This window comes from Paenibacillus dendritiformis, from assembly GCF_021654795.1.
Classification (GTDB): domain Bacteria; phylum Bacillota; class Bacilli; order Paenibacillales; family Paenibacillaceae; genus Paenibacillus_B.
Map to the genome: position 1 here is coordinate 2,454,131 of NZ_AP025344.1, position 19,883 is coordinate 2,474,013.

At 53.4% G+C, this 19,883-nt stretch carries 15 protein-coding genes; 13 read left to right on the forward strand and 2 right to left on the reverse strand.

All coding sequences use genetic code 11. The annotated features are described in order from the left end of the window. The first annotated feature begins 401 nt into the window (after positions 1-401). The 3 genes from L6439_RS10720 to L6439_RS10730 all read left to right on the forward strand — a co-directional run bounded on the left by L6439_RS10720 (position 402) and on the right by L6439_RS10730 (position 5,503). The gene (locus L6439_RS10720) at positions 402-1,538 is read left to right on the forward strand and encodes a response regulator (RefSeq protein ID WP_168180219.1); all 1,137 of its coding nucleotides are present in this window, start codon (positions 402-404) and stop codon (positions 1,536-1,538) included. A 163-nt stretch (positions 1,539-1,701) separates the two neighbouring features. Next, positions 1,702-2,373: a GGDEF domain-containing protein gene (locus L6439_RS10725; protein ID WP_213469682.1), complete on the forward strand. Its 672-nt coding sequence runs from the start codon at positions 1,702-1,704 to the stop codon at positions 2,371-2,373. 22 nt (positions 2,374-2,395) lie between these two features. Beyond that, on the forward strand, positions 2,396-5,503 hold the full coding sequence (locus L6439_RS10730) for a hybrid sensor histidine kinase/response regulator (protein ID WP_213469683.1): 3,108 nt from the start codon (positions 2,396-2,398) through the stop codon (positions 5,501-5,503). Positions 5,504-5,564: 61 nt separating this feature from the next. Here the strand turns inward: L6439_RS10730 and L6439_RS10735 are convergent, their stop codons facing one another. Continuing rightward, positions 5,565-5,729 (reverse strand): hypothetical protein, encoded by a 165-nt coding sequence (locus L6439_RS10735; protein WP_237096813.1) that lies wholly within the window; start codon positions 5,727-5,729, stop codon positions 5,565-5,567. Positions 5,730-6,111: 382 nt separating this feature from the next. On the opposite strand from L6439_RS10735, the gene L6439_RS10740 reads away from it, so the two are divergent. Beyond that, complete coding sequence (locus L6439_RS10740; RefSeq protein WP_213469685.1) at positions 6,112-8,931, forward strand: endo-beta-N-acetylglucosaminidase; 2,820 nt, start codon at positions 6,112-6,114, stop codon at positions 8,929-8,931. Positions 8,932-9,279: 348 nt separating this feature from the next. Here the strand turns inward: L6439_RS10740 and L6439_RS10745 are convergent, their stop codons facing one another. Next, a complete protein-coding gene (locus L6439_RS10745) occupies positions 9,280-10,197 on the reverse strand; it encodes a transposase (protein WP_213469686.1) in 918 nt (305 codons plus the stop codon). A gap of 1,428 nt (positions 10,198-11,625) precedes the next feature. Here L6439_RS10745 and L6439_RS10750 point away from each other — a divergent pair. The 9 genes from L6439_RS10750 to L6439_RS10790 all read left to right on the forward strand — a co-directional run bounded on the left by L6439_RS10750 (position 11,626) and on the right by L6439_RS10790 (position 19,849). Next, a complete protein-coding gene (locus L6439_RS10750) occupies positions 11,626-11,928 on the forward strand; it encodes an urease subunit gamma (protein WP_213469687.1) in 303 nt (100 codons plus the stop codon). 294 nt (positions 11,929-12,222) lie between these two features. Continuing rightward, positions 12,223-12,609 (forward strand): urease subunit beta, encoded by a 387-nt coding sequence (locus L6439_RS10755; protein WP_168180226.1) that lies wholly within the window; start codon positions 12,223-12,225, stop codon positions 12,607-12,609. Continuing rightward, complete coding sequence (gene ureC, locus L6439_RS10760) at positions 12,606-14,321, forward strand: urease subunit alpha (protein WP_213469688.1); 1,716 nt, start codon at positions 12,606-12,608, stop codon at positions 14,319-14,321. Before L6439_RS10755 ends, ureC begins: the two co-directional genes overlap by 4 nt. Positions 14,322-14,346: 25 nt before the next feature. Beyond that, entirely contained in the window at positions 14,347-14,799 is a 453-nt protein-coding gene (gene ureE / locus L6439_RS10765) for an urease accessory protein UreE (RefSeq protein ID WP_168180228.1), read from the forward strand. Continuing rightward, complete coding sequence (locus L6439_RS10770; protein ID WP_168180229.1) at positions 14,780-15,478, forward strand: urease accessory protein UreF; 699 nt, start codon at positions 14,780-14,782, stop codon at positions 15,476-15,478. Before ureE ends, L6439_RS10770 begins: the two co-directional genes overlap by 20 nt. A gap of 46 nt (positions 15,479-15,524) precedes the next feature. Further along, on the forward strand, positions 15,525-16,136 hold the full coding sequence (gene ureG / locus L6439_RS10775; RefSeq protein WP_168180230.1) for an urease accessory protein UreG: 612 nt from the start codon (positions 15,525-15,527) through the stop codon (positions 16,134-16,136). Position 16,137: 1 nt separating this feature from the next. Beyond that, positions 16,138-16,962, forward strand: coding sequence for an urease accessory protein UreD (locus L6439_RS10780; RefSeq protein ID WP_168180231.1), 825 nt, complete (start codon positions 16,138-16,140; stop codon positions 16,960-16,962). Positions 16,963-17,705: 743 nt separating this feature from the next. Then, a complete protein-coding gene (locus L6439_RS10785; protein WP_213469689.1) occupies positions 17,706-18,002 on the forward strand; it encodes an antibiotic biosynthesis monooxygenase family protein in 297 nt (98 codons plus the stop codon). A 152-nt stretch (positions 18,003-18,154) separates the two neighbouring features. Continuing rightward, positions 18,155-19,849, forward strand: coding sequence for a M3 family oligoendopeptidase (locus L6439_RS10790; protein ID WP_168180233.1), 1,695 nt, complete (start codon positions 18,155-18,157; stop codon positions 19,847-19,849). Positions 19,850-19,883: the final 34 nt, after the last annotated feature.

Consider the following 19,883-nt stretch of genomic DNA (forward strand, 5'->3'; position numbering starts at 1 on the left):
GTTGTTATCGACAAACGCATAGAGAAGCTGAACTATCATCCCCCCTCGATTGCGCGTTGGAGGCAGCTCTCCGAGGCGTTTTTTAGGATTATCGCTTTTGTTCAGTTATTGTTTAGTATATTTGACTAAGATGAAAGCGTTCGTGCCTTTCGGATTAGGTCTCAGGTCTGAAGCAAAAGGCGCAGGCTGTTTCTTTTTCTCCCCCGTCCCTTTATAGTGAAGATGACCGTATGGTCGTGCGGCGAGATCCATGGAGGAGCAGCAGGCTGCGTGATCCGCTTCGGCGCCGTCGATGCGGGAGGCGGGAAGGGACGAGCCCGGCCGTTCCGCCAAGGGGGCACATCGAGGCGTGTCCGATGAGGGGGAGGCCGCTGCGGTCAAGATTGCAAGGGGGAAGGAATATGAAAGCGATCCTTGTCGATGATGAAATGCTAGCGCTGCGACGTATGGAAAAGCTGTTGAAGGAACAGGATGGAAAGGAAGTGTCTATTGAAATTGTCGGTTCATTTCAAAATCCGCATCTGGCACTGGAAGCGGCGGAGCGGGAGACGATTCATCTTGTGTTTCTGGATATCGAGATGCCGGAAATGGATGGAATGGAACTGGCAGAACGTCTGTTGCGCATTCAACCCCACCTTCATATCGTATTTGTGACGGCATATAACGAATATGCGGTTGAGGCATTCGAGCTGAATGCGTTAGACTATTTATTGAAGCCGGTGCAGCGGACCCGGATCGAGAAGACGCTGAAGCGGCTCGCCAAGCCGGCGCAAGTCATCGATGCGGGGAAGCACAGCCAGCTTGAGGGGATGCTGTGCACTTTGTCCTATCTGCATTATATTACTCCCCAACAGGAACTGAAGACTTTTCATTGGCGGACGGTCAAAGCACAGGAACTATTCGCCTATTTGCTCCACCATCGGGAGCAGACGCTGCGCAAAGATACGATTCTGGATTTGCTGTGGCCGAATTACCGCATTGAGAAGTCATCAGCCCATTTACATACGACGATTTACCAGATCAGGCAGGTCATTAAGCAGAGGGCGCTGCGAATCCACATCAAATATATGGATGAGGGGTACCGGCTCGAATTGGGCGGCATGAAGCTGGACAAGGAGGAATGGGAGAAGGCGATGCGCCTGGCCCCGCAGGTGTCTCCCGAGACGATCCAGGAGCATCAGAAGCTGCTGAACGCCTACCGGGGCGATTATTTGGCTGAGCATCAATATTTGTGGGCGGAAGGCGAACAAGAGAGGCTTCGGTTAATCTGGTTCAATCATGCGAAGCAGGTGGCCGAATGTTTGATGCGGATGAATGCATACACGGAAGCGATGCCCCTTTACAAACAAATCCAGGAGAAATATCCATATACCGAGGACAGTTATTTCGGACTGATGAAAATTCATGCGCAGTTGGGCAACTACGGGGAAGTCATCAAGCAATTTCAACTGCTAAGCCACAATTTAAAAGGAGAATTAGGCATTGAACCCAGCAGGGAAGTATTTGCTTGGTACATGGAATGGAAAAACAGCATTTAATCGCGCCGACCGTCGTGGATTCTGCTTCCGCGGCGGTTATTTTTCTTGGGAAGATGATTCAGTATTTGTTCAGTAGGCCATCATAGAATAGTCGATGTTTATGAGAAAAAGTCGAAATTTTAGGTAAAAAATCCAAATCATGTGGGAGTGAAAACCAATCAACATGAAATATACGGGCAGAATAATGGTGACTGCCATGACGCTGTGCGGATGGGTTGTACTCATCGCATACCTCATGTCGGCAAAAATGATGAATCCGATGTTGGCCGTGCTCACCATGTTGATGCTTGGCGTAGCCTGGCGATGCGGCAAACGGTATGATGTCGTGAAGTATGAATCGGAGATCGACCCCTTGACATTGGCGTATAACCGCAGAAGTGCCGATGTAATATTTCAGAGGCTGGCTGGCAAGCACCGCAAGAATGGACAGAAAACCGCAGTCTTTTTCTTCGACGTCGATCGATTCAAGGAAATTAATGACAAGTATGGCCACAATGCGGGAGATCGGGTGCTGCGGCTCATCTCGACCGTGCTGCTGAATAGTTGCGGCAGCGAGACCGCGCTCGTCCGGTGGGGAGGCGATGAATTTGTGTTCTTGGTGCCTTGCTCCGACCGGCGCGACCTGCGCGGGATCCGCAGCCGCATCATGAGCAAGCTGGCCTTGGCCGCACAGCAGGCCGCGGTTCCTTTTGCGGTATCATACGGCTATGCGGTATATCCGGAGGAGGGAACATTATTAAGCGATATTGTGGAGATGGCGGACAGACATATGATGCGAATCAAACGAAGCAAGCTCCGCTGCGGCTCTCAAGATACCGCCAAAATGCAGCTTTAACTACAGTAGGGAGATTGGGCAAATGGCAAAACGATATGTTGTTCGACTCGTCTTTGCACTCGTGACCATTCTGTATGTCGTGCTGGCCGGCGGTTTTTTCCGGGAATGCGGGGCATTACCGAAGCCGGTGCAGGGGGTGCTCGATTTGCGCGGCAGCGGGTGGGAACAAGTGGGCCTCGTCAAATTGAAGGGGGAATGGGAATTTTATCCGGATCGGATATTTTCGAACGCTTCCCAGATCGAGGCCCTTGGCGCCAAGCCCGTCTTCATCCAAGTGCCGTGCCCCTGGACAATCGACAGCGCATGGACGGGATCCCGGCCTTTCTCTACATACGGCACGTACCGATTGCGAATTATGCTTGACAACAGCGCGGAACAGATATTTTCTTTTTATGTGAAATCCATTATGAGTACCCACAGCATGATCGTCAATGGCCTGCGCATTGGCAGCGGCGGGCCCTCCCCGGACGATTTCCATTCAAAAACGCCATACAACACCTCCTATGTTGCCTATGCGCATACGAATAGCAATGTTATCGATCTGATGATCCAGATCGACCGGCCAGATTCCGTCTGGCAAGGGGCCATTACCCGGCCGATATCGTTTGGACTGCCGCAGCAAGTGAACCTGGAACGGAACCTTGAGCTCATGCTGGAAATGGGCATTCTACTGACCTTATTGCTGGGCGCTTTTCATACGATACTTATCTATCTGTTCCGATTGCCGCAGCCCGGGTGGCAATATTTTGTTCTTTTTTGCTTGTCCGCGATACTGTTCGTTCTCATTTTCGGAGAAAAATGGGGAGCGATGCTGTTGCCGATGCTGTCCTTCTATTGGCGTTACAAGCTGATTACATTGGCGTCGATCGGCATGAATCTGTTCCTGCTGCTCTATGCATCGCGAAGGCGGCAATGCTATGTCCATCCGCAGATAGCCCGATTCGCGGCTTACGTCTCGATGCTGGGGACCGTCGCTGTATTGCTCGTAAAGAACCGCGGCATCATTGCCGTATCTGCGGTAACGCATGGAATATTTCTAGCCTTATATCTCTATCTTTTCTATAGGCTGGTGCGCCGTTCGATGGTTGCCGGAAAGTCGTATCCCTTTCTGCTGACGCTCGCTTTCGCGGCGGGAGGTTTTGCGGTATATGGCGGAGTGTTTGGCGCACATGAGTCGCTTCGGCTTTGGTACATGAACTTTATCATTTTTATTTGCGTGCTTGTCTTCGTCCAGGCAAGACAGCATTATATTGCCTATCGCAGAGAGAAGGAATTGGCCAGAGCTTTGTCGAACCATAGGCGCTCGAATGAAGAATTTATGGCAGCGACTGCCAAGGAATTGAAGACGCCGCTGCTAGCGATTACGAATTTGGCGCAATCTCTGCTGGAAGGCAACCGCGGCAACCTGTCGGTCAAGCAAGAGGAAGATTTGCATATCGTTGTCTTCGTCGCCAAGCATATGACCAGATTGGTCAGCGATCTTCACGATTGGTCAGAATTGAAGGAAGGAAGGATGCTCATCCATGTGAAAGAACTTGATCTGAGGAGAACCGTCACCGCTGTGATCGAGATTACCCGCTATATTACAATGCCTCGCGACATTGAAATACGCAACCAGCTGGATGACGATCTGCCGCGGGTACTGGCTGATGAGCAGCGCTTGATGCAGATTATGTCTCAGCTGCTGCATAATGCGGTGAAGAATACGAAGAAGGGCACAGTGACGGTGTCGGCCCTGGCATTGGAGGAGGCAGTGGAGGTTCGTATCTCGGATTCGGGAGGCGGAATGACGCAAGCGGAGATGGAGGGCATCTTCAATGCGTATGAGCAGGATGTGCCGCATCGTTCTTCTTTTTTTGACAGAAGGCTCGGTCTGAATGTCACGAAGCGGCTGGTGGAGCTTCATGGCGGAACCATTGGCGTGACGTCAGCCATAGGCCGCGGCTCAACGTTCTATTTCCGTCTGCCAATCGCTGAACAACAGCAGGGGGATGAGGGGGAACTTATGAGGAAGGAGGACGGCAAAGCGGCGGCTCCCGTGCGGATGCCGCTGGAATATCAGGAGCAGTTCGGCTGGGAGATTGCGGAAGAGATCGTGTTCGACGCGCCTTCTCCTTCTTTTACGGTCGATGAGATTGGGGAGGCCTGCATTCTTATCGTCGACGATGATCCGATTCATCAGAAGGTATTGGAAAATCTGCTCTCCCCTGATCGGTTCCGGCTTACCTCGGTTGCCAGCGGGGAAGAAGCGTTATTGCAGATTCGGCACTTCCGGAACTGGGACCTCGTATTGCTCAATCTGATGATCTCCGGCATGTCGGGCTTGGAAGTATGCCGGCGCATACGGGAAATGCATTCCCTGTTCGAGCTGCCGGTTCTGATGTTGACGGGAAGGGGGCGGACCGATGATGCGCTCGCCGCTTATTCGGCGGGGGCGAATGATTTTGTGGCGAAGCCGATCGACTCTGCCGAGCTGCGGGCCCGCGTGCGGACACTGCTGCTGATGAAGCATTCGGCGAATGAGCGCTTCCGTATGGAAATGGCTTTTTTGCAGGCGCAAATCAAACCCCATTTTATTTTCAACACGTTGAATTCGCTCGTCTCGCTCAGTGAGGACGATCCGGAGCAGATGCGCGAGCTGCTGGTCGAATTCAGCAATTATTTGCGGCAGAGCTTCCGATTCGATAATGTGGAGCCTTTGGTCCCGCTCGAACGCGAGCTTCAACTGGTACGTTCTTATTTATACATAGAAAAGATCAGGTTCGGGGACCGGCTGCAGTTTACGATCGATCTGCCTGAGTCGCATAGGCTGCGTATTCCGCCGCTCTCTATCCAGCCGATCGTGGAGAACGCCGTGCATCATGGGATTATGAAACGGATGGGCGGAGGCACAATCCATATTCGCGTCTATGCCGAGGATGAACAGTATTGCATCGAGGTGTGCGATGATGGGGTCGGCATCTCGCCCGAGCGGCAGGAGCAGCTGCTGGCGAAGAGCGCGACTGGCGGAATCGGCCTCAAAAACATTGATTACCGGTTGCGGCAGCTGTTCGGCACGGGCATCTCGGTTCGCAGCGCCCCGATGGAAGGGACCTGCGTCAAATTTTGCATTCCGTGCGAGTCGGAATGAACGAAGCAGGGGGCTGACGAAGAGGTCTAGGTGACCTTAAGGCAGCCCCCGGGCTGTTTTATTAACGCAATTGAGCAATACGCTCAAGGTCAGCAGTTACAGAGATATCATCATTTTTCTTTTTTTGTGCCGCCCGTCTCTTTTGATGATAATGGCGCTTGCAGAGATTTTTCGCATAGTGACGCTCTTTGCAGCCTTCCTCGCTGCACAGTCGTTGTGTTGCCATTCTAGGTCTGCCCATGAGTACCTCCCCTTTTGACTATGTATTTATACCTAATTGTAGATGTTAAGAATGAACAATTTCTGAACCAAATAAGCCAAAAGATACTGGAAAACATAAAAAAAGGATTTAATTGAATAAAAATATAAACTTTTTTTGATATCGTTAACTATTATAATAAGATTTTGTGTTGTCACTTTACAAGGAGTAAATAAAAAGTTGTGGTTCCAAGGTCTTGGGAAACGGGTGTTCCCAATATATACCTGTGAGTTTGGACTGGGAGGTTCGATTCGAGGTTTCCCCTGGGCGCAATTTCTGATAGGATAGTCGGTGGAAGCCTTTCCATTATTAATATTTAAGGCGATGGATGAAAGAGAGGTGCAATGCGATGAGTGCAGATAATTCCTCACGCAGCAGCAATGACAAGCAGCATGTACGAGAAGATTGGTCAGCGGCCCGGGAGACTCCGAGAGGACCTGGGCAGCCTTACCTCCACGGGTACAATGCCAAGGAATTGAAAGCGTGGTCACCAGACACGGATCCGTATGCACGCTTTTTCCGTTCGCGGGTTCCGCTCGCGAAGCGGATAGCACCGTTTGCCCCGACTCAGGCGCACCCTGCGCTGACCTATCAGGCGAAGGTGATGAACTTGTCAGCCGATTACGACAAAGAGGAATGGTTCGGGGCCTACCGCTATAATGACAGCTTCAGCAGGAACGTCCTGAAGTTCTGGCAGTACCAAGATATTTATGCGGCATGGCACGGACTGCCGGTATATGGTTCACCGGAGGAGGACCGGCAATACGGCGTCGTGAATCTTCCGAATCCGGCGTATACCGACGCCGCGCACCGCAACGGCGTCATCAGCCTGGGCGGCTGGTTCTGGCCGCGCGACACCGATTTTGGCGAGTTGGTCGAGGAGACGGAAGACGGACGCTTCCCGGTCGCCGACAAAATGATCGAGATGGCGGAGTATTTCGGGTTCGACGGCTACTTCGTCAACCAGGAGGCGAGCATCAGTGAAGAGCATGCCGCTCAACTGATGAAGATGCTGAAATATATGCGCGAGAGCGGGCTGTACTTCAGCTGGTACGACAGTCTGGCGCCGAATGGCGAATTGCAGTATATCAATTTCTTCAATGAGATGAATGCGCCATGGGTTCTGGACCAGCGGGACGGCCGCCAGCCGAACGACAGCATATTCATTAACTACGCGTATACTCCCGAGCGGCTGGAGAACAGCAATGCTTACGCGAGAGAGATTGGACTGGATCCGTACGAAGCGCTCTATGCCGGCGTGGAAAACGACAAGTTCCGCTTCGAGCGCGGCAATGAGCTGAAATCGATTTTCCGTGATGACGAGGCCCGCACTCCGCGCACGAGCGTGGCATTGTTCGGCACCGATATGGTATGGCACCGCGGGCCGAATCCGTCGGATCCGAAGATGCAGCAGTATATCGAGCATCGCGAGCGCATTTACTGGTCCGGCGCCACAGGCAACCCAGCGCAAAGCGGACGCGGCATCGGCTCGGAAGGAGAAAGCTGGGACGGACTGGCGCATTTCATACCGGAGCGCTCGGTCATCGGTTCGTATCCGTTTGTTACGCGTTTCAACAACGGGCACGGGCTCGCTTTTTTCTTGAACGGAGAGGCGGCAAGCCGCAAAGGCTGGAACAACGTAAGCGCGCAAGAATTGCTTCCGACCTGGCAATGGTGGGTTGATTCCGAAGGGACTCCGCTTGCCGTGGATTATGATTACAGCACAGCTTGGAACGGCGGCTCGTCCATCAAAGCGGAAGGACTGCTGGATCCGGGAAGCAGCACAGACATTCGTTTATACAAGACGGATTTGCCGACTGACACGGACGTGCTGTTATCGCTAACCTGCAAGCTTGACTGGTCTTTTGCCGGGAAGCATACGCAAGATGGCGAGAGGGACTCCGCTTTGCTGCAACTGCAATTGCTGCTATTCTATCAGGACCAGCCGGAGTCGCCGGAAGTGCGGCCATTCGCTGCGGTACCCGGCACAGACTGGACGACGCTTGCGCTGCAGCTTGCGGGCGGGACGAAGCGCCGGATCGCCGCCATCGGCATCCGCATCTCATCCCATACGGAGAAGAGTGTCGCGGTCAAGCTCAACTTGGGTGAGCTGAAGCTGATCGAGGAAGCGGCACGGATGCCTGTGCTGGCTGCTCCAGCCGGATTCCAGGTGGAGCATGCCTACATCAGCGAGGAGCAAGCCTCTATAATATTGTCCTGGCAATTTGCCGATGATAGTGTTATCGATAACTTATGGTATTACGACTTGTATCGAGTGAAGGATGGGAAGCGGGAAGCGATAGGCCGAATCTTCGATGACGTGTTTTACGTCAAATCCGTAGAGCGGCTCGGAGAGACCAAGCTTACCTTCGAAGCGGTGGCCGTGAACAAGGAAGGAGTTGCGGGACAGCCGGCCGTCGCCGTATGGTCGTGGGGAGACGGCGAAGCAGTCGATGTCCAGGCTGGTCCGTACCCGGCCGAAAGCCTGCAGCCTCAATTCAACACGGAAGAGGATATCGTGCTCGAGCCAGGCTGGAGCCGGTATTTGAATATCCGCGTTGAGCCGGCGTGGGCCGATAATCTGTCACTGACATGGACCTCCAGCAATGAAAGCGTCGTGACCGTCAATGAGCGCGGCCAGATTACGGCCGTGGGACCGGGCGAGGCGATCGTCACGGCGGCTACAGGCAAGCTGGCAGGCCAGGAGGGCCCATCGCTGGAGATAAAAGTGAGTGTCGTAGCGCCAGAGGCGGCCCCGGAAGGAGGCATCACGCTGGAAGCGGAGCATTACGACCGTTCGAACGGACTATTTGTGCCAGGCACGTATGTGCATGTCCGCGATTTGCATTTCGCTAACTGGATGGCGTTCGATGATGTCGATTTCGGCGCGGAAGGCGTGACCCACATTACCGTTCGCGCTGCCGTCTTGACGGAAGAGACACGGATGCTCATTCATATCGGCGATGCGGAGGGCCCGCTGGTAGCGGATATGGATCTGCCGTTGAAGGACGGGAAGCTGGCGCCTTTCTATCATAACTACTCGATGGAATTGGCCCAGCGGCTTACCGGACCACAGACGCTGTATATCACCTTCCAAAACCCGAATATCCGCCGTTGGCAAATCCGGGATACGGGGATCGCGGACATCGATTGGATCCACTTTTCATAATATAATACAGGCTATAGACTGCCGGCCCTGGACATGGATCCGGGGCTGGCGTTTTTTATGTAGAGGAGTGAACTCTTTTGTTTCTCCTTCACTTCTCAAGCCGTTTACCATTTATATCGGCTCCGTTTCTCCTTCGGAGTATCCCATTTATCCTTGTTTCAAGACCTTTTCTCCACTATCCCATCGACTCAGCCAATGGCCGGGCACGGCTCGTACATAGGAATTTACAACCTACAGCCGCAAAATAGGGGTGCTGAGAGCACGCTCATATACCGAAAATTATAGAGCAAGTTCATATTCCCGCTCTGGCCTGTTCGGATGAGTATGGGAGCTTACAGGATTGGAAAATTAAGCGGCAAATCGGTTATAAGAACGACTGCGAAGAGAACGATTGAAACCGCCGGGAAGGAGTGGCTGGATCGATATCGACGTGCACAGCTGAAGAAGCCGCTGCATACTACAGGCGTGCTCAACCTGTGCATTATAGCGAAAGCAAAATTCATCCAAATAAGCCTGCAAATATTTTGACCCAATCCCGTGAAATGTATTGTTCATCCAGCGCCAGGCTTGCCGGAAGGTCTGATATAAGCGGCCATTTCGGCGTACTTGGATGTGGAAGCGGTTGATGCAGGTTTCGTCTGGGTTTTCCGTATGCCGTGCTGCAAATTCGTCGCAGCCGCTTGGCAGCAAAAGTTTTTTGCTGCAATGTTGGGGGTCAACTTTCTTCATTTTTAATATGCCTCTATGGGTGGATGCACCTGTCACCGATTCGGCAATTATTAATGGACATTCTTTTGGATGAAGTTGGATGGGGGACAGAACGGAACGCCCATAGAACGCTACGAAGCCCTGAACAATGCCGGGTAGAGGGCGGGTGGCATCACTATGACTGATTGCAGTTCTAATCTTATGCAGGATTAACCATGCCGTCTTGTAGGTGACTTGAATAATCGATTGCAGTTGGACGGCATTAATCCCTCTATCCGTACGGGAGACTAGCCACAGAGCGGTCAGCCACTTCCGAAGGGAAGTACGGCTTCCCTCCATGACCGTTCCCGCTGTTAAGGAGGCTTGATATCCGCAGGCGCTGCATTGATGAAGAGGGAGGCGGCGAGTATTGATGAGAGAAGCGCGGCTATGGTTGCAGCGCGGGCAGACGAAGCCCTGCGGCCATTTCAGATGCGTGAGAAATGCAGCACAGGCCGATTCCGTAGGAAACTGGCGCTCCAATTGTTCCACACTATCGATATCCTCCCAGTTCAACATCAAGATAACCTCCGCATATTACAGTATTCAAGATCGGGGAACAAATGTTCCTGGTAGTTTTAGTATAACAAACATATGTTCTTGTGTCTAGTGTTTAATAGGTAATTTTGAGAAAAATATAATTTCTTCCCATCGTGCGGTTGCCTGAATGATCATCTACCTTAACTACCCCCTTAAGACAGTGAAAGAATAAGAAAGTAAAACAAGAAAGCAGGCAAAATTTATGACATAAAATTTTCCTGGAGAAAGGATGAGGTCTCACCAATGTTTGGAGTGAGGAAAGGCGAGCGAAGATAATGGCCGCAACGCACAGGCTCCGAGATGTTGAGTAAGTCAGGACTGAGACGCCGGGATAGCGAGCCTAAGAGTGTAAGATGAAGAAAGCAAACTGAGACGCCGGGATAGCGAGCCTAAGAGTGTAAGATGGAGAGCGCGAACTGAGACGCCGGGATAGCGAGCCTAAGAGCGTAAAATGAAGAGAGCGAACTGAGACGCTGGGATAGCGAGCATAAGAGCGTAAGATGAAGAGAGCGAACTGAGACGACGGGATAACGACCTTATAAGCGCAAGTTGTACAATCACCTAACTCCGTTGAAGGGAGTTAATGCGATGGTGTGTTTACTGATTTAATGGGATAGAACAGTAAGTGAAAATCAACTAGGACAGTGAGTAGAGATGGTTGGTTCGGGGGGAGCAGGCCCTGAGTGGATAGGATAACAAGTAGAGAAGAGAAACACAGCTGCTGAGTCGGTGGGATAGTGAAAATAAGGTGCATGTAGGTGAAGGGTGTTAACGACGGTTTGAGCTGAACCGACGGGATACCGGATAAGAGAGTGCTAGGTCCCAGAGTACGGGGACGGACCGTGGGAAATTTTTTTAAGATAGGAATTGGATTACTTGAAAAGTTTGCTTAAATCGCTGAAAAAACGCAATCCGGCATGAAAGCGGAGGAAAAGTTTTATTTTTACGCTTGAGGACAGCATATTTTGTTTGTTTTGTCGATTTGCAACGCTTTAACTTAAACTCGCTTTTTAATAGAATGAAGATAATGATCGACACAGATCGCTTGGTCCTCGCTCTTTTCGATGAATGAGTTGTCCCTCCTTTACTTTATGCTCATTCATGATTTTTCAGTTCTTCTCTTCGCCGGCTTGAAGCCGTATTCATTTTGTCAATGGCCTGCAACCTGACAACCTCATTGCAGCCAACCCTTTTTATGAAAATCATTGGATTATTTCCACCAACGGCAGCTTCGACTGCCTTACTTTGCCGTTCAGACATGTAAGGAGATGATAGCGGCTGTTCTGCAGCGGTAGTTCAATGCAAAAAGATGAAACTTTATGGTCAGGTTTCATGAAAAAATGAAGTCCCTTTCTTTTTTTTGGCACTTTTTCATGTGGATGAAACGACGGAACGGGAGGCGCATTTATGAGATTGACACCTCGGGAACAGGAAAAGCTGATGATCGTCGTTGCGGCGGATCTGGCCCGCAGACGCAAGGACCGCGGCTTGAAGTTGAATTACCCGGAGGCCATCGCTTTGATTACATATGAACTTATCGAAGGCGCGAGGGATGGAAAAACTGTCGCTCAGCTCATGAGCGAGGGCGCCACTATCCTTACGCGGGAAGATGTGATGGACGGGGTAGCGGAAATGATTCCTGATATTCAGGTCGAGGCGACGTTCCCTGACGGTACGAAGCTGGTCACAGTGCATGAGCCGATACGTTAAGTCCGGCATGGGCCGCTGCGGTAAAACCGGATAACAGAACCTCTTCGGTAAGCCTGGTAGGTAGAACCGGTACGACAAAGCGGGCTAGTTGAACCGCTACGGTAAATCCGGATTGGTACTAACTCTACGGTAAGCCTGATAGTTGGAACCGGTACGGTAGGCCCGAAAGTCAGAACCGTTACGGCAGGTCCTATACGATAGGCCCGCTTGACAGGCCCAGGCCCGACACGGTATGTCCCGTATGGGGAGTGAAAAGCCGCTTGTATCCTATTCACGTCGAAGGAGGAGTATTGCTTGAAACCGGGTGAGTTTATTTTACGGGACGATGAAATCGTTTGCAACGAGGGGCGAAGCACGATTACCGTCTCCGTGTTGAATCTTGGGGACCGGCCGATTCAAGTCGGATCGCATTTTCATTTCTATGAAGCGAACAGCGCGCTTCAATTCGAACGGGAGCTTGCCTATGGCATGCATCTTAATATTCCGTCGGGCGCGGCTGTCCGTTTCGAGCCAGGGGATCGGAAGGATGTCGAACTCGTGCCTTTTACGGGAACGCGGCATGTCTACGGATTGAACAACAAGACGGAGGGATCGCTGGATGAGCGGGTCGTGTTGAATACGATAGGCAAGGATTTCGAACAGCGGGAGTCCGAGACAAAGAAGAAGGAGACATTATCATGAGTTTTCGCATGAGCAGACGCCAGTATGCCGATATGTACGGCCCAACGGTCGGCGATGCGGTCCGCTTGGCGGATACGGATTTGTTCATCGAGATCGAGAAGGACTTCACACGATACGGGGATGAAGCGAAGTTCGGCGGAGGCAAATCAATCCGCGACGGAATGGGCCAGCATCCGCTGATTACCCGCGATGAGGGTGCGATGGATCTCGTAATCACCAATGCGATCATCGTCGATTATACCGGTATCTATAAAGCGGATATCGGGATTCGTGACGGGAAAATCGCGGGTATCGGGAAGAGCGGAAATCCGCTCGTCATGGACGGGGTCGATCTGGTTATCGGAGCGTGCACGGAAATTCTCGCCGCGGAGGGTATGATTGTTACGGCGGGGGGCATCGATACGCATGTTCATTTTATTAACCCTGCCCAGGTCGAGCATGCGCTGGCCTCCGGGTTGACGACTTTGATCGGAGGGGGCACCGGCCCGGCTGAGGGCTCGAAGGCGACAACCTGCACCCCGGGGCAATGGAACATGCACCGGATGCTGGAGGCCGCTGAAGGCCTGCCTATCAATGTCGGCTTCCTGGGCAAGGGAAGCGGCGCAACGGAGGAGCCGATGGCCGAGCAGATCCGTGCCGGTGCCATCGGTTTGAAGGTGCACGAGGATTGGGGAGCGACGGCGTCAGCCATCGATTATGCACTGCGGGTCGCTGACAAGTACGATGTTCAGGTCGCGCTCCATTCCGATACGCTCAATGAGGGCGGGTTCGTGGAAGATACGATTGCCGCCATCCGCGGCCGAATCATTCATACGTATCATACCGAGGGCGCCGGCGGTGGCCATGCGCCGGACATGATCAAAATGGCCGGACTCGCCAATGTGCTGCCGAGTTCCACCAATCCGACCCGTCCGTTCACGGTCAATACGGTGGACGAGCATCTGGATATGCTGATGGTCTGTCATCATCTCGATCCGAGCGTGCCGGAGGATGTCGCCTTTGCCGACTCCCGGATTCGCGCCGAGACGATTGCGGCGGAAGATATTTTGCATGATATTGGGGTATTCAGCATGGTCAGTTCCGATTCACAGGCGATGGGCCGCGTCGGGGAAGTCGTTACGCGGACGTGGCAGACGGCGGACAAGATGAAGAAGCAGCGCGGGAAGCTGGCAGAGGATGCCGGCAAGGCGGGGGATAACTACCGCGTGAGACGGTATGTGGCCAAATATACGATAAACCCGGCCTTGACGCATGGCATCGCCGATTATGCCGGATCGATTGAAGTCGGGAAAATGGCTGACTTGGTGCTGTGGAACCCGGCATTTTTCGGGGTAAAGCCGGATGTTGTATTGAAGAGCGGCTTTGTAGTCATGAGCTTGATGGGGGATGGCAACGCTTCGATTCCGACTCCCCAGCCATACAATTATCGCCCGATGTATGCGGCGGCAGGCAAGGCGCTTGGCCGCACCTCGGTGACATTTATGTCCCAGGCGGCCCTTGACGAGGATGTACCCGGGAAGCTGGGACTGAACAAGATCGTCCTGCCGGTGCGGGGCATTCGCCGCATCACGAAGCGGGATATGGCCTTGAATGGAGAGACACCGGATATTTTCGTCGATCCGCAGACCTATGAGGTGCGGGTGAACGGAGAGCTTTTGACTTGCGAGCCGGTGGATGTGGTGCCGATGGCGCAGCGGTATTTCCTGTTCTGACACATAACGAGGATGAGGTGAAGCTATGATAATCGAACAAATCGCTGGCCGTTTGGCCGATTTGAGCCCCGAGGAGCGGGCAAGCCGGCATTTGGAAAAAGTATTTATGGCGAGCGAAGATATGTTGAAGTCGATTCAGCGGGTGACGACGGATCACGGCAACGAGATCGGCATCCGGCTTGCGCAGCGGACCGAACTCAAGGACGGGGATATTTTGTATATGGATGACAAAAACATGATCGTCATCGAAGTTCTGCCGGATGATGTGCTTGTGATTCAGCCCCGCTCGATTCGGGAGATGGGCGAGATCGCTCACAAGCTCGGCAACCGCCATTTGCCGGCGCAGTTCGAGGGGGAAGCGATGGTCGTCCAGTACGACTATCTAGTGGAGGAGCAGCTGACGCAGGACGGAATTCCCTTTGCCCGCGAGAACAAGAAAATGAAGCAAGCGTTTCGCCATGTCGGTCATAAGCACTAGTGCGCTGCTCTCGCTGCTGCAGTGGTGCGACTCGAACTTCCCGTCGGGCGCGTTCAATCATTCGTTCGGACTCGAGACGTATATGCAGAGCGGCCAGGTGACAGACAAGTCGTCCTTCAAGCTCTGGCTGGAGGCGTATGTGCTGGAACAGTTAGTATGCAATGATCTGCTGGCTTGCCGCCTTGCCTATGAAGCGCTGGAGGCGAATGCGCCGGAAGAGATCTGGCGCCTGGATCGGCTGATGGCGATTCAGTGCATTCCGCGGGAGACGCGGGAAGGCATGCGACGCATCGGCGAGAGAATGGTGAAGCTGGCGACCGAACTATATGACTCGCCAGCTGTAGCCCACTACAGCAAACGGCTGGCCGCGAAGGAGTCGTTCGGCCATCCGGCGATAGCCTTCGCCTTGATGGCCTTCCACGTCGGGGTCGATAAGGGAACCGCGGTGCTCTCCTGTCTGTACTCATCCGTATCCGGCATGGTCCAGAACGGGGTGCGGGCGATTCCGTTGGGCCAGACGGACGGGCAGAAGCTGCTCCGGGAGCTGCAGCCGCTGCTTGAGCAGACCGCGCATCGGGTGCAGGCGCTGACGATCGATGACCTGGGCGTCGTCGCGCCCGGCCTGGAATGCGCCCAGATGAGGCATGAGCAGCTTCATATTCGGCTATTCATGTCCTGAGAGCGCCGGAGAGCGGAACAAATTGACCATAAGGAAGTGATGCAGGATGAGTCTGATCAAAATCGGCGTAGGCGGCCCTGTTGGCGCAGGCAAAACGATGCTGGTCGAAAAAATTACCCGCAGATTGCACGGCAAATACAGCATGGCTGTCATCACGAATGATATTTATACGAAGGAAGACGCGAAGATTCTGATGCGCGCCGGCGTTCTGCCGGAGGATCGCATAATTGGCGTGGAGACGGGCGGTTGCCCGCATACCGCGATTCGGGAGGATGCATCGATGAACTTCGCGGCGATCGATGAGCTGTTATCGCGCCACCCGGATTTGGAGATTATCTTTGTGGAGAGCGGGGGCGACAATCTGGCCGCGACGTTCAGCCCCGAGCTCGTCGATTTCTCCATCTATATTATCGACGTGGCCCAGGGAGAGAAGATTCCGCGCAAAGGCGGACAAGGCATGATCAAGTCCGATCTGTTCATTATTAATAAGACGGACCTGGCTCCTTATGTCGGCGCGGACCTGAAGGTGATGGAGGCGGACACGCTGACGTTCCGCGGCAATAAGCCGTATATTTTCACGAATCTGAAGGATGAGCAGGGGCTCGATGAAGTGGTCGACTGGATGGAAAAGCATGCCCTGCTGTCCGGCTTGGAGTAAGATGGTCCCTTGGACAGGCCAACTGGAGCTAAAGGTCGAACAACGGGGCGGCCGTTCGGCCGCTTCCCGCCAATATCACCAGGGGGCATACAAAATCGCCCGTCCCATCTACCCGGACGAAAGCGGCCAGGTGCATTATTACGTCATGAATCCGGGCGGGGGATACGTCGGCGGCGACCGGTACCGGATGGAGCTCGAGCTGGGAGAAGGCGCATCCGCCTTGCTCACGACCCAGTCTTCCACCAAAATTTATCGCACGCCAGAGGTTCCGGTGTTCCAATTGACGCGCATTGCGCTGGAGGCAGGAAGTTATCTGGAATGGCTCCCCGATTCGGTTATTGGCTACCGCGGCTCCAGATATCGGCAGCAGACTGACATCCGGATGGACCGCAGCGCCGCGCTGATTCTGGGGGAAATCGTAACCCCGGGCTGGTCCCCGGATGGAGAGCATTTCTCGTACGATGAGATTGCGTTGAAGACGATGATTGAGATGGGCGGGGTGCCTGTGCTGTCCGATCATTTAAGGCTGCGTCCCGGCGATCAGGCGATTCGCGGACTTGGCCGCATGGATGGTCATACGCATGTCGGATCACTGTTCGTCATCGGCCCGCTCGCGACCCGCGCGTTCATCGAGGAGATGGCAGAGACGCTCGAACTGAACCGGCAGGAAGGCTGCATCGGGCTGTCGGAGCTCATTATTCCCGGCTTCGGCGTCCGCATGCTTGGCGATTCGACGCAGGCTATCGAGACGCTGTTCGGACGAATTGCCAATATGGTTCGGAAGCGCTGGTTCGGTTGGGGACCGATTTCTTTGCGCAAATATTGATTCCTATTCCAGGCTGTTCCATGTACAATGTACAGAGGAGCAGCCTTCTGTGTGCCGAAATCATCCGTCTGCTCAGGTGATTCTCTTCACATGGAAAGGATACATAGAGAAAGGTGGTACTGCTTCCATGAAGCCATTGATTTGTACATCATGCCAGAAACCGTTGAATGCGTCGCAATGGAGCAGCGACGGAAAATATAAGTCTTGTCCGAGCTGCAGCACGCGCAACGGCACGGAACACGTATTTTTCCCTTATCCCGACAGTTTCGGCACGACGCCAAAACGGGCTACGGCAGCCCACCCCGAAGGGCCGCAGAGCCACTGCACAAGTTGCCGCGGCACCGGGTCTTCCGCGGGCGAACCGTTATTGTGCAGCGCCGTTGATCGCTAGGGTGGTTCAAGCTCGCCGGTCGAGTGACTGGCTCTGCCGCCGCCGGCGTTGTTACTTCTGGCCTTCTGCAAACTGGATTTCTGCTCCGGTCCGCATGCAGAAGGCCGTACATATGATGCAGACTTGTTCCGCTCCTCTATTGAACCGTCTAATAGCATTCACCATCCGATAACCCCCTGTGAAGAAAACCATCGCATCATTCAAGCATTGCTGCCGCATCTGAGACGGTCGCAAGGCGGGAAGCCGATTTTGATTGGGTTGCTTGCGCCATAACGAATTTGAACGATTGATAGCATTGGCGATCGTATACCGCCGCGGCGGCGCATATGAACAGTAATGAAGGGGTGAGACGATGATTGTTCATATGACGACGTTCTATGTGAAGCCGGGTACGGCGAACGACTTCGAGAGCAGCTTTCGCGACGCTTCGGCGATTCTGAGAGAGCGGCCGGGATATATGAAGCACGAGCTGCATAAATGTGTGGAGGTCGCGGATAAGTACATTATGATCGTCCAGTGGAATTCGTTCAAGGATCATATGCCGGGTTTTACGGCATCGGAATCCTACCTCGAGTGGACCGTTCTGCTGCAGCCTTTTTTTGAGCGCCCTCCCGTGGCGGAGCATTACGTCGGCATTAGGCTGAAGTAAGACGGACGGATGAGACATAAGGCCTTGCGCGGAAGCGGAGGAGGCGCCCTGCGTTAACTGCAAAAGTTTTCCTTCATTAGACGTAGTCATCGGGACGGGTTGTTCAGTATAATGGAGGAGCAAGACTACCTTTTGAAAGGTTGTGTAATGGGATGACATTTAGCGAGTATCGTTACGAGCGACCCGATATCGCAGCGATCGGCAAGCAGTTCAAGGAGCATCTGCAGGCATTCAACGCCGCGGAGAGCCTTGAAGATCAGGATCGGGCCATGGAGGCCATCAACAAGCTGCGCAGCGTGTTCGATACGCAGAATCAACTTGTCGGCATTCGCCACTCTATCGATACGAACGATGAGTTCTACAAGGCGGAGCAGGATTATATGGACGAGATCACGCCGATGTTCCAGGAATACATAACAGATTACTACAAGGCATTGATCAGCTCGAGATTCCGGACCGAGCTGGAGCAGAAATGGGGCCGCCAACTGTTCCAATTGGCGGAGTTGTCGGTGAAGACGTTCCATCCGGACATCATTGAAGATCTGCAGCAGGAGAACAAGCTGGCGACGGAATATAACAAGCTGATCGCTTCGGCGAAAATTCCATTCGAGGGCGAGGAGCGCACCCTGGCGCAATTGATGCCGTTCGAGCAATCGCCGGATCGGGACATGAGACGGCGCGCGTCCGAAGCGCGTTATCAGTTCATGGCCGAGCATGAGGCGGAGTTCGACCGTATCTATGACGAACTGGTGAAGGTGCGAACGAAGATGGCGAGAAAGCTGGGTTTCTCCAACTTCGTCGAGCTTGGTTATGCGCGGATGTGCCGGACCGATTACAACGCCGAGATGGTCGCCAACTTCCGCAAGCAGGTGCTGGATGAGATCGTGCCGATAGCGACCAAGCTGCGTGAACGCCAACGCAACCGGATCGGCGTCGACACGCTGCGCTTCTATGACGAAAGCCTCAGCTTCAAGACGGGCAATGCGACGCCGAAGGGCGACCCGGACTGGATTATCGCGAACGGCAAGAAGATGTATGCGGAATTGTCGCCGGAGATGAACGAATTCTTTACGTTCATGGTCGACAACGGGCTCATGGATCTGGTCAGCAAAAAGGGGAAGCAGAGCGGGGGCTACTGCACCTATTTGAGCGAATACGGGGCGCCGTTCATTTTCTCCAACTTCAATGGCACTTCGGGCGACATCGATGTGCTGACTCACGAAGCCGGGCATGCGTTCCAAGTTTATGAGAGCAGACATTTAAAAGTACCGGAGTACCATTTCCCAACATTTGAAGCGGCCGAGATTCATTCCATGAGCATGGAGTTCTTCACTTGGCCGTGGATGAACCTGTTTTTCGAAGAGGAGACGGAGAAGTATAAATTCGATCATTTGTCATCGGGACTTCTCTTCCTGCCGTATGGCGTATCGGTGGATGAGTTCCAGCATTTCGTCTACGAAAATCCGGATGCGACGCCGGCGGAGCGGAAGGCCGCTTGGCGCGATATCGAGCGCAAATATTTGCCGCACCGCAATTACGAGGGCATCGATTACCTGGAGCGCGGCGGCTTCTGGCATAAGCAGGGACATATATTCCAGTCGCCGTTCTATTATATTGATTACACGCTGGCCCAAATCTGCGCCTTCCAGTTCTGGAAGCGCATGAATGAAGATTATAAGGCGGCATGGGCCGATTATTTGAAGCTGTGCCAGACCGGGGGAAGCCAGTCCTTCACCGAGCTTGTCACCGTAGCCGGCCTTATCTCTCCGTTCGAGGACGGATGCGTGGCCTCGGTCATCGGCGTCATCGAACAATGGTTGAATGAGGTAGACGATACGAAGCTGTAACCCCGGGACAATGGAATATCCGCGGGGATGGAAG

Bases quoted from the DNA above. Each gene is read 5' to 3' on its own strand.
- L6439_RS10720 (WP_168180219.1), top strand. From the start codon at position 402: ATGAAAGCGATCCTTGTCGATGATGAAATGCTAGCGCTGCGACGTATG.
- L6439_RS10725 (WP_213469682.1), top strand. From the start codon at position 1,702: ATGAAATATACGGGCAGAATAATGGTGACTGCCATGACGCTGTGCGGA.
- L6439_RS10730 (WP_213469683.1), top strand. From the start codon at position 2,396: ATGGCAAAACGATATGTTGTTCGACTCGTCTTTGCACTCGTGACCATT.
- L6439_RS10735 (WP_237096813.1), bottom strand. From the start codon at position 5,729: ATGGCAACACAACGACTGTGCAGCGAGGAAGGCTGCAAAGAGCGTCAC.
- L6439_RS10740 (WP_213469685.1), top strand. From the start codon at position 6,112: ATGAGTGCAGATAATTCCTCACGCAGCAGCAATGACAAGCAGCATGTA.
- L6439_RS10745 (WP_213469686.1), bottom strand. From the start codon at position 10,197: ATGTTGAACTGGGAGGATATCGATAGTGTGGAACAATTGGAGCGCCAG.
- L6439_RS10750 (WP_213469687.1), top strand. From the start codon at position 11,626: ATGAGATTGACACCTCGGGAACAGGAAAAGCTGATGATCGTCGTTGCG.
- ureC (WP_213469688.1), top strand. From the start codon at position 12,606: ATGAGTTTTCGCATGAGCAGACGCCAGTATGCCGATATGTACGGCCCA.
- ureE (WP_168180228.1), top strand. From the start codon at position 14,347: ATGATAATCGAACAAATCGCTGGCCGTTTGGCCGATTTGAGCCCCGAG.
- L6439_RS10770 (WP_168180229.1), top strand. From the start codon at position 14,780: ATGTCGGTCATAAGCACTAGTGCGCTGCTCTCGCTGCTGCAGTGGTGC.
- ureG (WP_168180230.1), top strand. From the start codon at position 15,525: ATGAGTCTGATCAAAATCGGCGTAGGCGGCCCTGTTGGCGCAGGCAAA.
- L6439_RS10780 (WP_168180231.1), top strand. From the start codon at position 16,138: ATGGTCCCTTGGACAGGCCAACTGGAGCTAAAGGTCGAACAACGGGGC.
- L6439_RS10785 (WP_213469689.1), top strand. From the start codon at position 17,706: ATGATTGTTCATATGACGACGTTCTATGTGAAGCCGGGTACGGCGAAC.
- L6439_RS10790 (WP_168180233.1), top strand. From the start codon at position 18,155: ATGACATTTAGCGAGTATCGTTACGAGCGACCCGATATCGCAGCGATC.